The organism is Mobilicoccus massiliensis, from assembly GCF_000826525.2.
Lineage (GTDB): Bacteria > Actinomycetota > Actinomycetes > Actinomycetales > Dermatophilaceae > Mobilicoccus > Mobilicoccus massiliensis.
Map to the genome: position 1 here is coordinate 50422 of NZ_LN651327.1, position 14874 is coordinate 65295.

A 14874-nucleotide genomic window follows, 5' to 3' on the forward strand; every position below is an offset into this window, starting at 1 on the left:
TGGCGGCGACCTTGTCACGCGCACCTCGTCATGGATCGTCGTCGACCCGACGACGATGCGGCACGCAGGGCCGATCCGGACCACAATGAGCCTCGTGATCGTCGACAAGGCCGTGTACCTCGAGGGTGTCCGCTACTCGTGCAACGACCCCAGCGAGGAGCTCGAGAAGCTGCGCGAGCAGGGCAACGGGTTCCTCTGGATCGGGGTGAAGGACCCCACGCACGAGGAGTTCGCCGAGCTCGACGACGAGTTGCACCTCCACCCGCTCGCGGTCGAGGACGCCCTCACCGGCAACCAGCGGCCCAAGATCGACGTGTACGAGGAGTCGATCTTCGTCTCGCTCAAGACGATGCGGTACGTCGAGGCCACGAGTGACGTCGAGACCGGCGAGCTCATGATGTTCGTCGGCGACCGGTTCGTGCTGACGGTTCGCAACGGCGAGGCCAATCCGCTCGCCGGTCTGCGCGCTACGCTCGAACGGCGCCCGGAGCGGCTGCGGCTCGGTCCGCTCGCCGTCATGCACGCCGTGCTCGACCTCATCGTCGACACCTACCTGCGCATCGACACCGACCTCGCGGCCGACCTCAGCGACATCGAGGAGGCCGTGTTCGACGGCGATCGTGACGTGCAGAGCACCGACATCTACAAGCTCAAGCGCGAGGTGCTCGAGTTCAAGCGCGGTGCGGTGCCGCTCGTGCTGCCGTTGCGACGGCTCGTCTCGGGTGACACCCGCTCGCTCGTTCCCAAGAAGCTGCGGCCCTTCTTCGCCGACGTGCTCGACCACCTGATGCAGGTCGTGGAGCACGCCGAGGGGTACGACAAACTGCTCTCCGACATCCTCTCGGCGTACCTGTCGCAGATCTCGGTGCAGCAGAACGAGGACATGCGCAAGATCTCGGCGTGGGTCGCCATCGCGGCGCTGCCGACGATGATCGCCGGCATCTACGGCATGAACTTCGACAACATGCCCGAGTTGCATTGGAAGTACGGTTACTTCGTCGTCATCGGCGTCATCGTCACCGCTTGCGTCGGCCTGTACACCCTGTTTCGGCGCGCCGACTGGCTCTGACTCCCGCCTCGTCGGCAGGAATGGTGCCGGCGCGTACCCCGCCCGAAGGAGAACACCATGGACCCTGTTCGTCTCGGCGCCAGTGGACTGCGCATCTCACCGATCGTGTTGGGCTGCATGAGTTTCGGTGAGCCCGACCGTGGCGGTCACCCGTGGTCGATGCCGGCCGAGGAGAGCCGCCCGTTCATCGAGGCAGCCCTCGAGGCGGGCATCACGACGTTCGACACCGCCGACATCTACTCCGACGGCACGAGTGAGGAGATCGTCGGCCGGGTGCTCGGCGACATCGCGAGGCGCGACGAGATCGAGATCCTCACCAAGGTCAACGGACGCATGGGGCCGGGCGCCAACCAGCAGGGCCTCTCACGGGTGCACATCATGGCGGCCATCGACGACAGCCTCCGCCGCCTCGGCACCGATCACGTCGACCTCTACCAGATCCACCGGTGGGACCCGCACACGCCGATCGAGGAGACGATGGAGGCGCTCCACGACGTGGTCAAGGCGGGCAAGGCGCGGTACATCGGCGCCTCGTCGATGTGGACCTGGCAGTTCGCGCAGGCCCAGTACACCGCCGACCTGCACGGATGGACCCGCTTCGTCGCCATGCAGGACCAGTACAACCTCCTGCAGCGCGAGGAGGAACGGGAGATGCACCCGTTCTGCCTCGACGAGGGGGTCGGGGTGCTGCCGTGGTCGCCGCTGGCCCGCGGCCGCCTCACCCGCGACTGGGAGCAGACGACGACGCGCTCGCAGAACGACGAGTTCGGCGCGGGTCTCTACCGCGACGAGGAGGACTCCAACCGCGCGATCGTCGAGGCCGTCGCGCACGTCGCCGACGAACAGGGAGTCTCGCGGGCCCAGGTCGCGCTCGCATGGGTGCGGCAGCAGCCGGCCGTCACCGCACCCATCGTCGGCGTCACCAAGCGCTCGCACCTCGACGACGCGGTCGCCTCACTCGAGGTCCACCTCACCGACGACGAACTCGCCACGCTCGAGGCCTCCTACACGCCGCGCGAGCCGCAGGGGTTCTGACCGGCGAGCTCAGCCACAAGGCAACCGAGACCCGCACGAGCGTCAGCGGGAATCCGAGAGGTAGTCGCGCAGGACGACGGCCTGGTTGTGCTCGCGGTCGTGCGCGCCTTCGAGCAGGGTGACGGTCGAGTGATCATCGACGACCTTTCGCAGCTCGGCGACGGCGTCGTTGTCGTCGAGCTCCGCGCGATAGCGGCGGGCGAACTCGTCGAACTTGTCGGGATCGTGGCCGAACCACTTGCGTAGTTCGGTGCTCGGAGCGACCTCCTTGAGCCAGAGGTCGGCCGCGAGATCCTCCTTGCTGATGCCTCGCGGCCAGATGCGGTCGACGAGGACGCGGTAGCCGTCGGCCTTCGCCTTCTCCTCGCGGACGTTCTTGACGCGGATCGTCATGGTTGTCCTCCCGTCGGTGTTCTCGTCGCTCAGTTCTGCAGTGCCGGAATGAGATTGGTCAGACCCACGATCATCATGTCCATCGCGATGGCGGCGAGGATCATGCCCATGAGGCGGGTCATGATCGTCTGCAGCGTCTGGCTCATGTGCTTGCCGATGTTCGGAGCGAACCACAGCACGGCGAACAGCAACGCGAGGACGAGCACGAAGGCCACGGCGACGCCGACCATCTGAGAGACGCCGTTCGCCTGACCCGTGAACGCGACGATCGTCGTGATCGTGCCCGGCCCGAGCAGCATCGGAAAGGTCAACGGGTAGAACGACACGTCACCCCGCGCGGCCTGGGTCCTCTGGTGTTCGTGCTAGGCATCGGTGCCGCCCTGTGACCTTTCGTTGCCGTTGAGCATCCCGAGCCCGATCAGCAGCAGGATGAGGCCGCCCGCGACACGGAAGTCGTTCACGTCGAGACCGAAGAACTGGAGGATCGTCGTGCCCGTCACGAAGATCACCGCGGCCATGACCGCGCAGTACAGGCCCACCCGCACGGCTATCGAGCGCTGCCGCGCCTGGGAGTAGCCCTCGGTGAGCGAGAGGAACATCGGGAGGGCGACGAACGGGTTCATGATGGCGAAGAACCCGCCGAGCGCCTTGATGAGCATGGCGACGTCCATGGCCGCAACCCTAGGCATCGGGATCCGGCGGCGGCATGTCGAGACGGTCACGCGCTGACCGGCCACGCCGGGTGGTCGAGGTGTCTCCCACCGTCGCCCGACTGTTCACGATGACGTCACCCACGCACCGACCACGAGGCCTAGCGTCACCAGAGCCCTGTTCCCCGGTCGGGCCGGCACGGCGTGGCAGCGGGAGCGGACTTCGATCCCAGCACCGGAGGACCCATGTCGTCACACGTCTCTCGCGCCGCCGTCGTCTGCGGTCTCGCCGCCGCCACGACCCTCGCTCTCACGGCCGCCCCGGCGATCGCCGCGCCAACCGGCGCGGGTTCGGTCGACGCGGCGCCCACCCCCGCTTCGGCGTCCTCCGTCTCCGCGTCGACGGCGCAGCCGGCCGCCGCGGATCGGAGTCCGCGATCGCGCCGGTCCGCCCGCATCCCGATCCAGCTGCTCGGCATCAACGACTTCCACGGCAACCTCGAGCCTCCGGCCGGCAGTGGCGGCACGGTCTACGACAAGGCCGGCAAGGCCATCGAGGCCGGCGGTGCCGAGTACCTGGCCACCCACCTCAAGCGGGCCCGGGCCACGGCCAAGGGCTCGAGCTGGACGGTGTCGGTGGGTGACAACATCGGCGGTTCGCCGTTCCTCTCGCAGGCCTTCTACGACGAGCCCACGGTCGAGGCGCTCAACGCGATGGGTGTCACGGCATCGGCCGTCGGCAACCACGAGCTCGACCACGGATGGACAGAGCTGTGGCGGATGCAGCGCGGCGGCTGCGCGCCGAAGGAGAAAGGCAGCGCCAAGCAGTCGTGCGCCCTGCACCGGTACCGGGGCGCGAAGTTCCCCTACCTCGCCGCGAACATCAAGGACTCCAAGCGCAGGAACCTCGCGCCGTACACGATCCGCACGTACAAGGGCGCCAGGGTGGCCTTCATCGGTCTCACGCTGCGCGGGACGCCCGACATCGTCTCGGCCTCCGGCATCAAGACCCTGACGTTCGAGGACGAGGTCGCCGCCGGCAACCGCACCGCGGCCATGCTCCGGCGCAAGGGCGTCAAGGCGATGGTCGCGCTCGTGCACCAGGGTGGTCAGGCTCCCGAGAAGAGCCCGTGGGACTACCGCTGCGGCAACGGCTCGACGATCAGCGGCGACATCGTGCCGATCGCCAAGGGCCTCAGCGCCGACATCGACCTCGTCATGTCGTCGCACTCCCACCAGGCCTACGTGTGCTCGATCAAGGACCCGGCGGGCAAGTGGCGCACGGTCACCCAGGGCGCGAACTACGGCAAACTGTTCACGCAGATCGACGCCGCCTACGACCCGCGTACCCGGGACTTCGACCGCAAGAACACGAAGGCCGCCAACCACGTCGTCACCCGCACGGTGCCCAAGGATCGGGCGATGACGGCCCTCATCGCGGCGTACACCAAGAAGGTGGGGCCGATCGCGAGCAAGAAGGTCGGCACGATCACCGCCGACGTCACCGCCAATCGCGCCGCCACCGGTTCCACCGCCCTGGGCAACCTCATCGCCGACGCGCAACTCGCCGACCCGAGCGTCGCGAGCAAGGGCAAGCCCGTCATCGCGTTCATGAACCCCGGCGGTATTCGTGCCGACCTCACGCACAAGGCCTCGATGGGCGAGGGCGACGGCGTCGTCACCTACCAGGAGGCGTTCTCGGTGCAGCCGTTCGGCAACTACGACACGTCGATGGATCTCACCGGCGCGCAGATCTACTCGATCCTCGGTCAGCAGTGGTCGGGCTCTTACCCCAAGGTGCTGCAGGTCAGCAAGGGATTCACGTACGAGTACACGACCGACGCGGCCGGCAAGGGCACGATCGTGCCCGGCTCGGTCAAGCTCGACGGCAAGGCCATCGACGAGAAGGCGACGTACCGGGTCGTCGCCAACTCGTTCCTCGCCGACGGTGGTGACGGGTTCATCGCGTTCAAGGGCGCGAAGAACAAGGTGACCGGTGGTCTCGACATCGACGCCTTCACTGCCTACCTCGGCGCGCACAGCCCGTACGCGCCGGTGACCGAGCAGCGCATCGTCAAGAAGTGACCTGCTGAGACGAGACGCCCCGCACCTTCGGGTGCGGGGCGTCGTCATGTGGAAGTGCTCGTGATAAGCGTCGGCCGTGCCGAACGGGCGCCTCAGGAGCCCTGCTCGTCGTTGCCGGTGAAGAGCCCGAACGGCGCACCGCCCGGCGTGCTCAGGTGCGCGAACCGGCCGAAGGGGAGGTCGGTCGGCTGCGTGTCGACCGAGGCTCCGAGCCCGGCGGCCTTGGTGGTCATCGCGTCGACGTCATCGACGAGCAGGTAGGTGACCCAGTGAGGTTCGCCCTGGTCGGGGCACTGGCCGACGGTGAAATGACCGTCGTCACCGAGCTTGGCGAGAACCACGCCACCGGGGCCCATCGGCTCGAAGGTGAACCCGAACAGCTCGCCGTAGAACGTCGAGGACTTCTCGATGTTGCTGGTGATGCAGTCCTGCCAGCACGGGAAGCCCGGCTCGTCGACCGCGCCGTAGCCCACCGTGCCACCCGCCTGCCAGGGCGCGAACATCACGCCCGCCGGGTCGACGGCGACGGCCATCGCGCCGGTGTCGGGGATCTCGGTGCGCTCCATGACGACCCGGCCGCCGAGCTCGGGAATCCTCGCGAGCGTGGCGTCGATGTCGTCGGTGGCGAAGTACATCGCGGCCTCGTCGTGGTGTGCCTCGGGCATGGCCGGGCCGATGCCGAAGACGTAGCGGTCGTCCTTCTGGGCCACGGTGTAGCCGCCGAACTCGGGCGTTCCCTCGGGAATCGTGTAGTCCAGCAGGTCGATCCAGAAGGTGCGGGTCGCGTCGATGTCGGAGCACCAGAAGTCGAGCCAGGTGGGGGTGCCGGTGGTCTGGGGGGTCGTGCGAGCGGTCATGATGAGTGATCCTCTCGGGCGTCTCGCGCTGGCCGCGAGTACAATGTGCACACCGTACACATGGAGGCGACATGGCGACAACCCCTGAGCGTGGGCGTTCGACGTACCACCACGGCGACCTGCGCGCGGCGCTGCTCCGTGAGGCCCTCGAGGTCGCCCGCGCCGGAGGTCCCACGGCGATCACCCTGCGCTCCGTCACCCGCCGCGCCGGCGTCACCGTCAACGCCGCCTACCGGCACTTCGCCGACCGGGACGATCTCGCGCGTGCCGTGACGTTTCACGGCCAGGCCGAGTGCGCGCGTCTCATCGAACGTCGCCTCGCCGGCCTCACCTCGCACTCCGGGCGCGACCGGCTGCGGCAGGTCGGTATCGGATACGTCGAGTTCGCCCGCGCCGAGCCCGGGCTGTTCCAGGCCGCGTTCCTCGAGCCCGTCGACCTCGAACTCGCCAACGACCCTCGAGCCGCGGGTGAGAGCGGCCGCACCCCGTTCCAGCTCCTCTCCGACGCCCTCGACGCGATGCAGGACGACGGAGACCTCTCCGCGGAGAAGCGGGTCCTCGCCGAGGTGCCCTGCTGGTCTGCCGTGCACGGCCTCGCGATGCTCGTCGTCCAGGGGCCGCTGCGCAGCGTCGGCGCGAGCGACGTGGACGCATTGACGCAGCGGGTCGTCGAGGGCGCGATCGTCGCCGTCACCCAGGTGTGAGGGCAGGCCACCCGGTAACGCCGCGGTCCACCGGCAGGCGGCGCCGAAGCGACTAGCCTTGCCGGGTGCTCGGAGTGCTGCAGGGATTCGCCACGCTGGCACTCGTCGTGGTCGTCGGCTGGCTGCTCGCGCGACTGCGGGTCGTGGGCGAGGAGGCGCAGCGGGTGCTCTCCCTCGTCGCGTTCTGGGTGTGCTCGCCGGCGCTTCTCCTCGCGGTCATGCAGCGCACGCCCCTCGAACAGCTCCTCTCGACCAACCTCACGATCTCGGCCCTCGCGGTGCTGCTCACGGGGCTGGTGTACCTCGTCGTCTGCCGGCTCGTGTGGCCCGGCGCGGATCGCGGCACCCGGCTCATCGGCGTTCTCTGCGCCTTGTACGTCAACGCGGGCAACCTCGGCATCCCGATCGCTCTGTACGTGCTCGGTGACGTCGCGTGGATGGCGCCGGTGCTCCTGTTGCAACTGCTCGTCATCACCCCGCTCGCCATGACGTTCTTCGACCGGGAGGTCGCGAGCGTACGGCCGTCGCCGTGGCGCAGCCTCGCCTCGTTGGTGCGCAACCCGATCACGCTCGGCGCGGTGGCGGGGCTCGTCCTCGCCGTCACGCGAGTGCGGTTGCCGGCGGTGCTCGCGGATCCCGTCACGATGCTCGGCAACATGGCCGTGCCCGCGATGCTCCTCGCGTTCGGCATCTCGCTGCAGGTCGGGCCCCGCGCGGGCTCGGGTGGATCGTTTCCGCACGTCGCGACGCTCGTCGGACTCAAGATCGTCGTCATGCCCCTCATCGCCCTGGCGCTGGGGTTGTCGTTCGGCCTCGGGGGCGTTCCGCTGTTCGCCGTGGTCGTCACCTCTGCGCTGCCGACGGCGCAGAACATCTTCACCTACGCCGTGCGCTACGACCGCGCGATCCCGCTGGCGCGCGACGCGATCTTCTTCTCGACGTTCGGTTCGCTCGTGGTGATCCTCGTTCTCGCCGCCGGGTTTCACGCGGTGGGATGGGTGTGATGTTCCACGTGGAACGTGCTGAACAGGTGGACGTCACCACCCTGGGCGGGGGCGGACTGGCGTAACCGACCACCTCGCGACCGATCACATGAGGTGCTCGTTCGCCGATCGCGGGCGGCGTCGCGTCTCAGCGTGTCTCGCCCGTGCGTCCGTCGACGAGTTCACGGGCGATGTCGAGATGGCCGGTGTGGCGGGCGAACTCCTGGAGCACGTGCAGCAGGATCCACTGCAGGCGCGGAGCCTCGGCCGGGGTGCGAAACCGCCCACCGACGGCGGCCACGTCCGCGAGGTCGTGCGCCTCGACGATCTCGCGGGTGCGGCGCCCGGCGTCCTCGAGCAGCGCGCGGGCGTCCTCGACACTCATCGCCGGAGACCTCCACCCGTGACCGGCGGAGTCGCCCCAGGGATCGGGCACCGGCTCGGCGAGGAACCCCCACACGAGCCAGCGCCGCTCCATGTGGGCGAGGTGGGTGACCAGGCCCGACGGTGTCCACCCCGACGGCACGCGGGACTGGCGCAGCGACGACGCCGGCAATCCGTCGAGCTTGGCCACGACGACGGAGCGGTAGTAGTCGAGGTAGTCGAGCAGCAACGCGCGCAGGTCGGCACCGGAGGCGGGCTCGGAGATCGTCATGCCCCTCTTGATACCTCAGGCCGCGTCGCACGGTCGACGCGACCGCACGCCACGTCGTCCCCGCGTCTCGGCCAGGGGGACGTCGCGTTTCTCGCGCGCCACGAACGGGAAAGGAGGACGCATGACTGCGAACGTTCCCACCCTGTCCCTGCGTTCCGGCGACGGCACGATCGAGATCCCGCAGCTCGGCTTCGGCACCTGGGAGATCCCGGACGAGGAGGTCACCGACTGCGTGCTCGCCGCCCTCAAGGCCGGGTACCGCAGCATCGACACCGCGGCGTTCTACGGCAACGAGGAGGGTGTCGGTCGCGCGCTGCGTCAGACAGAGGTGCCGCGGGAGGACCTCTTTCTCACGACCAAGGTCTGGAACGACGCGCAGGGCTTCGACTCCACCCTGGCCGCGATGGACGACTCACTGCGCAAGCTCGGTACCGACCACGTCGACCTGTACCTCATCCACTGGCCCACCCCCGCCAAGGACGCGTACGTCGACACGTGGAAGGCGCTGTTGAAGTTGCGTGACGAGGGCAAGGCCAAGGCCGTCGGGGTGTGCAACTTCAAGGAGCACCACCTGCAACGGCTGTCGGAGGAGACCGGTGAGATGCCGGCCGTCAACCAGATCGAGGTCCACCCCTACCTCACGCAGGCGAAGCTGAGGGAGTTCAACCGGGCGCACGACATCGTCACCGAGGACTGGAGCCCGCTCGGTGCCCGCCTCGACATCATCCACGACCCGGTGATCGGCTCGATCGCGAACGCTGTCGAGAAGACGCCCGCCCAGGTCATCCTGCGGTGGCACCTGCAGATCGGCTCGGTCGTCATCCCCCGATCGACCAACCCGTCGCGCATCGAGCAGAACTTCGACCTGTTCGACTTCGAGCTGTCCGACGAACAGGTGCAGGCGATCGACGGCCTCGACGAGGGCAAGCGCTCGGGCCCCGACCCCGACGAGTTCAACGTCGGCGCCTGACCATCCCGACGACGTGGGCCTCCCGGATCGCCGATCCGGGAGGCCCACGCCTGTCACGCTGTCGCGCCGCCGTTCGTGACTCAGCCGCAATCGCAGACGCCGCTGGCGGGGAGCTGGACGAAGCAGCGCGTGCAGATCTTGGGGGCCGGTTCGGGGTCTCGACGGGCAGAAGATCGGCGATACCGAGGGTCTCGGCCAGTTCGACGGCCTCGGGGATCGACTTCCACAACGCCCCGTGGCGCATCCGGAACCGGGTGCGCTCGCCGGTGCGCCAGCTCCCGAAGATCGCGCTCGGGCCGCCGCGAGAGCGGAAGTGCTCCCACGCACCCGGCGAGCGTTTGACGACGAACAGGTCATCACCGTCGCGCATGACGAGTGCGGACAGTCCGTCCCGCGATTCCGCGAGAATCGCCACCGCGGCCGAGGCCGGGTCGAGCAGCGGCACCGCACCCATGACGACGTCACCGGAGGGGATCGTCACCCGCACCGCGGCCGGCGCGAGGATCTCGTAGGCGTAGTCCCGTTGCTCGATGAGCTCGACCGTCTCGCGCAGGCCGGGGGCGACGCGCTCGTCGGGGGACGTGTCGCCGGCGAGGTCGACGTTCTCGTCGCTGCCCGCGTTGTCGTCGGGGCCCGTCGGGTGGCTGGATTCCACGTACGCCTCCTCATCGATCGGCATGGCGTACCGGCGAGACAGGCGGCCTCGCGGCGCCGAACCGTCGCACAGCCTACGTGTCCGCCCGATACGCCTCGACGGACCCCAGACGAAGGCGACGTGGACAGCGCGTGACGCCCTCGCGTGGACGCGGGCCGGCTCATCAACGACGAGACGACAGACGGCAGACGACAGACGGCGAGACGGCAGACGGCGAGACGACGGACGCCGGGGCCGTGGCGACGTGCCACGACCCCGGCGTCCACCGACGTGGTCAGGAGTCCTCGGACTCGACCTCCTCGTCCTCCTCCGGCTCGAAGGCCGAGTCCTCGCCCACGGTGCCGCCGGCACCGTCCTCGTTGAGCTCGTCCAACGTCGTGTTCTCGTCGTCGCGCGACTGGTTGCTCATGGGTCTGCTCCTTTCGGGGTGCTCGCCTGTCGCCCCAGCCTGCAGGCTTCTGGCCGGTTCGGCCACCGAAGGCGCGACGGGAATTCCGAGATCGCACCGCGCGGGAGTGGTGCAGAGCGGGCGGATCCACGCTCGATGCGAGGACGCCGGGGCAGGACGAGCCCGCCCCGGCGTGCGTCGCCTCGGCTCAGAAGAGGCCCGTGACGGTGCCGACCTTGCCGAAGTCGTCGCGAGTGTTGCCCGCGACGGTCGAGTCGACGCCCTGGTCGTTCGCGTTCGGGGTGTCGCCGGAGACGCGGCCCTTCTGTGTGGTGACGATCTTCTGAAAGATGCGGCCCTCCTTGGTGGCCCCGACGCCGAAGTCGAAGCTCGCGATGGGCAGGTTCTTCGCGCCCTTCTCCACGGGGTTGCTGAGGACGATGCGGTACGCACGGGTCGAGGTGGCCTCGTCGAAGCCGAGGTCCTCGACGTGCGCTCCGTTGAGGCCGCGGGCGTTGAGGTTGCGGTTGACGCCCTCGGGGCCCTTGACCGTCTTGACGAGCACGTCGAACGTGACGAGCGGGAACTCCGCGAAGTAGCGGTCGGTGCCGGCGTTGTCGAGACGGATCGCGACGAGACCCGGGTGCCCGTCGAGCTTGGCCGTGGACACGGTGTAGTGCACGCCGAGGTCGTGCTTGGCGGTGGCGCCGGGGGTGGTGTCGGCGGTGGCGGCGACGCCGCCGGAGAGAGCCACGCCGGACGCGGCGAGGGTGGCGGCGAGAGTGCGCAGGGTGTTCTTCATCGTGTTCTCCTCGATCACTTCGTGCCGGCGGCCTCGGAGGCCGGGTTGCCGTAGACCTTCAGGACGACCGCGTTCGAGAGCGGTGCGAGGCCGTGGTAGGCCCACGTGTTCGACCAGGTGCCGTTGGCGAGGCAGCGCTGCTGGGTGCCCTTGAACGCGAGCTGGCGGAAGCCGTACGTGGCCTTTCCGGTGTGGCCGGCCGGCACCTGGTACGGGCCGATCTGCTGGCCGGCGGTCCACGAGAGGGAGTACTCGATGCTGGGCTGGATGTGCATCGACTCCTGCGGGGCGGTGGCCGAGATGTTGCCCGTGAGGTTGTCGGCCACGGCGGTGAGGCCGGCGGTGAGCCCGCCGAACGTCTTGCCGTAGTCGCCGCTGATCTTGAGAGCGATGGACTGCGTCTTGCTCAGCTCCTGCGACAGGGGCACCGCCGAACTCGACGCGTTCTTCATCTCGATCGCGCCGATGGGCGTGAACGTGTCCTGCACCTGGTAGATCACCGTGCGGTGGTCTTCGAGGGCGTTGCACACCGGGCGCGGGTTGATGAGGTTGGGCTTGAGCCGGCTCGACGGACGCTTGACGTTGACGAGCGGGAGCAGCTCGTTGTTGTCGGGGGTGTTCGGCGTGGTGACGTTGCCCGGCGAGGGGTCGGCGCCGGTGGACTCCGGCGTGGCCGCGAGGGCGGGAGCAAGGCCGGCGGCGACGATGGTCAGTGCCGACAGGGTGACGCCCGCGGTTCGGGCGACGAGACGAGTGCGCATCGCATCTCCTTGTGTGGTTTCGATGGATGGCGCGATTCGGGGGCGGGCGGGGTTGCCGGTAGCGGACCCGTTCCGGCGCAGGTTCCCCCCGAAACCGCGCTAATGCACGGCGGACCAGAACACCCGGGATCCCGACCGGTGAGACGTGTCAGTGCCGCGGCGGACGTTACTGGACGGTCCAGTAGCTTCGGTAGGTCTGCGTGGGTCGGGGTGTTGCCGTTGCGATCAGTTTCCAGGCGGTCTCTGAATGCCTGCGAACGGCACGTAACACGTTGATCTGCAAGAGGTTTGGGGTGTTCTGAGGTTGGTTCTCACTCTGGTGTCCAGTGAGTAGACGTGATGCATCTCACTGTGCGAGCTCTTGAGCAGAGTGACAGGCAGGTGGACGGCTGGTGGATGACGCGCCTCGCGGCCGTGTCCTGCCGGTGTCCTGGTGCTTCGTACATCTCGACGGGTGCAGCCGGGGCGCGGCCTTCAGTTCGAGGCGGTCCGGACGATCGGCACCGCGAGGGCGGTCAGCGGATCTCCAGCCGGTCGGGGGAGCCTCGGATCGGGAGGGGGCGACATGAGATCGAAGGACGACCTGCTGGTCCTGCATCCGGGACGCGGCCCGCGCCGCCGTGACCGCCAGCGGGGTCGGCGACGTCTGCACGCCGTGGCCGTGACGGTGATGTGCGTCGCCGCGCTCGCGGTCGTCCTACCGTTCTGGCGACCGCTCCCGGAACGCAGCCCCGGGCGCGAACCCGCCTTCCCGCCCGAGGCGTTCACGACCGCGCCCGCACCGCCGGCCACGCCCACCTCACCGACACCCGCGTGGGATGCCGGCAGCCCGCAAGCCCATCCCCGCACGCTGCCCTCGCCGATCCGACCCGCGCAAGTCGCGGCTCCCACCGACGCCGGCCGGGAGTGCGATGTCGACGACCTGTCGATCGTCAACCACGGTTGGGACGCCTGGACCGGCAACACCGCGACCTCGCTGACGGCGACGAACCTCGGGGACGACCCCTGCCTGTTGGGCGGTTGGCCGAGCCTTCGTCTCGACCAGGGCGGCCGCCCCCTGGCGTTGACGACGGAGCAGGTGACCCACGCCCTCGGTGGGCAGCCGGTTCCGCCGCGTCGGCTGCTGCTGCGCCCCGGGCAGAGCGCGACGACCCTGCTGACGTGGCGCGGTTATCGCAACGCCGCCGACAGCGAGACCCCGCAGCGCCTCACCATTCGGCTGGGCTCGGTCGAGCGTCGCGAGGTGCCGCTCGAGCCACCGTCTCCCGGGCCGGCGCCGTTCGACCTGGTCGACGGAGGCGCGCTGCTCATCGGCGCTTGGCAGCCCGCAAACCCGGGCGAGTGAGGGTCAGGCGAGCATCTCGTGGCGCCGTCGCAGCACACGGCGGAGGTCGCGTGCCACGTGGGGCGGCATCGGGAAGGCATCGGCGAGCCGGTCGTCGAGATCGGCAGTGGCGACCAACACCTCGTCGAGTGCCCGCTCGGCCGCGCGCTGCGGCAAGCCCGTGCCGTCGGCGAGGCCGAGCCAGCGCTTGCGCGACAGCGAGTCGTCCCGCCCCGCCACCGTGAGCGCGAGGCGGTGATCACCGTAGGGAAGCGTCGAGGGAATGTCGTAGATCGGCGACGGGCGCCACTCGCCGCGGTCTCGCACGAGTGAGATGTTCTTCGCGTGCAGGTCGCCGTTGCCGGTGAGCCACGCCAACGCAACCTGCTGGAGGAGCGCCCGCATCGCCGGAATGCGTGCCGCGGTCCCCTCGCCGACGCGAGTGAGCAACGCCTCGGTCGTCACCGCGTACTTGTCGGCGGGGTAGCGACCCATGAGCTGAGCGGCGTCCTCGACGGCAAGCCGCCGGACCCGTCCCGCCTCCGCGACTCGGTCGAAACGCGTGACGAGCAGCCCGGTCCGACCTTCGCGGTCGCGCACGACCTCGGTCTCGACGACCGGTTGGCGCAGCCTGCGGGCCACCGAGAGGAAGAACGCCTCGTTGTCGACGACGTTCGGGTACTCCGGGGGGTTGAGTTTGAGCAGGTGGAAGCGCCCGCCATGCACGAGGGGCAGGGTGAGCATGCGCCCGGAGACCTTGTCCTGAACCCCGGCCAGTGCCCCGGGATCGACGCCCGAGGCCGCCGCCAGTTCGGTGAAATCGACGTCGTCCCACGTGGATTCGGTGGTCACCGGCGCCGGTGGCGACGTGTTCGCGTCATCCTCGGCCCGCACCTGAACGTCGCCCACCGGATCGGACCCCACGGCGAGCAGCAGCGACAGTTCGTCGTCGGCCGACGTCTTGACGGCCGTGCGCAGGGCGGTGAGCCGACGGCCCTCCGGGAGGAGGCCGGAGAAGAACGGCGGCAGCGCCCCGCCGACGATCCGCAGGGGTTCGTCGGTGAGCGGCAGGGTGGTGGCGACGGGCCGGCCGCCCGACTCCACGTGCTCGGGAAGGTACGTGAACTCGATGCCTCCGTGCTCCCGCGCCAACGTGGCCACCGGGGTGCCGTCGAGCAGGACCTCTGCGCGTTGCACGCGCCGGGGGTCGGTGGCCATGCCGCGGCTGCTCACGCGTCGGTCCTGCGCAACTCGGCCCGTAGTTCGAGTCCGAGGACATCGAGGACGGCGGTGACCTTGTCGAGCCTGAGCGTGGGTTTGTCGTGTTCGAGGTCGCGGACGAAGCGTTCGGAGGCGCCGGCCATGTCGGCGACATCGGTCTGCAGCAGGCCGAGCGTGCGGCGACGTTCACGGACGTCGGTTCCCAGTGTCACCGTTGCTCCTCGACGCTCCGACCGGCTCGATCGCGCCGGTTCTATCGTTCGCACCCTCCGCGTGCTGCGAATCTTCACCTTACCGGCAAGATCATGCCGGTGCCCGCCTT

16 protein-coding genes and 1 pseudogene are annotated in these 14874 nt (G+C 69.1%); 7 read left to right on the forward strand and 10 right to left on the reverse strand.

From position 1 onward, the window contains the following. Positions 1 to 94: 94 nt before the first annotated feature. Both corA and BN1197_RS04725 read left to right on the forward strand, forming a co-directional pair. Positions 95 to 1069 (forward strand): magnesium/cobalt transporter CorA, encoded by a 975-nt coding sequence (gene corA, locus BN1197_RS04720; RefSeq protein ID WP_040157172.1) that lies wholly within the window; start codon positions 95 to 97, stop codon positions 1067 to 1069. Between the two features lie 57 nt (positions 1070 to 1126). After that, positions 1127 to 2104, forward strand: a complete 978-nt coding sequence (locus BN1197_RS04725) for an aldo/keto reductase (RefSeq protein ID WP_040156813.1) — start codon at positions 1127 to 1129, stop codon at positions 2102 to 2104. A 42-nt stretch (positions 2105 to 2146) separates the two neighbouring features. Here BN1197_RS04725 and BN1197_RS04730 read toward each other — a convergent pair whose 3' ends face one another. Both BN1197_RS04730 and BN1197_RS17670 read right to left on the reverse strand, forming a co-directional pair. After that, complete coding sequence (locus tag BN1197_RS04730) at positions 2147 to 2497, reverse strand: DUF488 domain-containing protein (protein WP_052466021.1); 351 nt, start codon at positions 2495 to 2497, stop codon at positions 2147 to 2149. Positions 2498 to 2526: 29 nt separating this feature from the next. Next, positions 2527 to 3186 (reverse strand): annotated as a pseudogene (locus tag BN1197_RS17670) (MarC family protein). Positions 3187 to 3393: 207 nt separating this feature from the next. Here BN1197_RS17670 and BN1197_RS04740 point away from each other — a divergent pair. After that, positions 3394 to 5232 (forward strand): bifunctional metallophosphatase/5'-nucleotidase, encoded by a 1839-nt coding sequence (locus BN1197_RS04740; protein ID WP_082043639.1) that lies wholly within the window; start codon positions 3394 to 3396, stop codon positions 5230 to 5232. Positions 5233 to 5324: 92 nt separating this feature from the next. Here BN1197_RS04740 and BN1197_RS04745 read toward each other — a convergent pair whose 3' ends face one another. Further along, positions 5325 to 6089, reverse strand: a complete 765-nt coding sequence (locus BN1197_RS04745) for a VOC family protein (protein WP_052466022.1) — start codon at positions 6087 to 6089, stop codon at positions 5325 to 5327. Between the two features lie 71 nt (positions 6090 to 6160). Here BN1197_RS04745 and BN1197_RS04750 point away from each other — a divergent pair, with 71 nt between their 5' ends. Both BN1197_RS04750 and BN1197_RS04755 read left to right on the forward strand, forming a co-directional pair. After that, the gene (locus BN1197_RS04750) at positions 6161 to 6793 is read left to right on the forward strand and encodes a TetR/AcrR family transcriptional regulator (protein ID WP_040156814.1); all 633 of its coding nucleotides are present in this window, start codon (positions 6161 to 6163) and stop codon (positions 6791 to 6793) included. Positions 6794 to 6858: 65 nt separating this feature from the next. Further along, a complete protein-coding gene (locus BN1197_RS04755) occupies positions 6859 to 7797 on the forward strand; it encodes an AEC family transporter (protein ID WP_040156816.1) in 939 nt (312 codons plus the stop codon). A 127-nt stretch (positions 7798 to 7924) separates the two neighbouring features. Here BN1197_RS04755 and BN1197_RS04760 read toward each other — a convergent pair whose 3' ends face one another. Next, entirely contained in the window at positions 7925 to 8431 is a 507-nt protein-coding gene (locus BN1197_RS04760) for a DinB family protein (RefSeq protein WP_040156819.1), read from the reverse strand. A 121-nt stretch (positions 8432 to 8552) separates the two neighbouring features. On the opposite strand from BN1197_RS04760, the gene BN1197_RS04765 reads away from it, so the two are divergent. Continuing rightward, on the forward strand, positions 8553 to 9401 hold the full coding sequence (locus BN1197_RS04765; RefSeq protein WP_040156822.1) for an aldo/keto reductase: 849 nt from the start codon (positions 8553 to 8555) through the stop codon (positions 9399 to 9401). Here BN1197_RS04765 and BN1197_RS04770 read toward each other — a convergent pair. From BN1197_RS04770 to BN1197_RS04780, 4 genes are all read right to left on the reverse strand, one after another. Further along, a complete protein-coding gene (locus BN1197_RS04770; protein ID WP_141397215.1) occupies positions 9385 to 10056 on the reverse strand; it encodes a hypothetical protein in 672 nt (223 codons plus the stop codon). The genes BN1197_RS04765 and BN1197_RS04770 overlap by 17 nt on opposite strands. 274 nt (positions 10057 to 10330) lie before the next feature. After that, a complete protein-coding gene (locus BN1197_RS17945; RefSeq protein ID WP_261795866.1) occupies positions 10331 to 10465 on the reverse strand; it encodes a hypothetical protein in 135 nt (44 codons plus the stop codon). A 187-nt stretch (positions 10466 to 10652) separates the two neighbouring features. Further along, positions 10653 to 11246 (reverse strand): hypothetical protein, encoded by a 594-nt coding sequence (locus BN1197_RS04775; protein WP_040157179.1) that lies wholly within the window; start codon positions 11244 to 11246, stop codon positions 10653 to 10655. A gap of 14 nt (positions 11247 to 11260) precedes the next feature. After that, entirely contained in the window at positions 11261 to 12007 is a 747-nt protein-coding gene (locus tag BN1197_RS04780; protein ID WP_040156826.1) for a hypothetical protein, read from the reverse strand. Positions 12008 to 12572: 565 nt separating this feature from the next. On the opposite strand from BN1197_RS04780, the gene BN1197_RS04785 reads away from it, so the two are divergent. Further along, the gene (locus tag BN1197_RS04785; RefSeq protein ID WP_141397216.1) at positions 12573 to 13352 is read left to right on the forward strand and encodes a DUF4232 domain-containing protein; all 780 of its coding nucleotides are present in this window, start codon (positions 12573 to 12575) and stop codon (positions 13350 to 13352) included. Between the two features lie 3 nt (positions 13353 to 13355). Here the strand turns inward: BN1197_RS04785 and BN1197_RS04790 are convergent, their stop codons facing one another. Further along, positions 13356 to 14564 (reverse strand): type II toxin-antitoxin system HipA family toxin, encoded by a 1209-nt coding sequence (locus BN1197_RS04790; protein ID WP_052466025.1) that lies wholly within the window; start codon positions 14562 to 14564, stop codon positions 13356 to 13358. Continuing rightward, entirely contained in the window at positions 14561 to 14764 is a 204-nt protein-coding gene (locus tag BN1197_RS04795; RefSeq protein WP_040156827.1) for a type II toxin-antitoxin system Y4mF family antitoxin, read from the reverse strand. The genes BN1197_RS04790 and BN1197_RS04795 overlap by 4 nt, the downstream gene beginning before the upstream one ends. Positions 14765 to 14874: the final 110 nt, after the last annotated feature.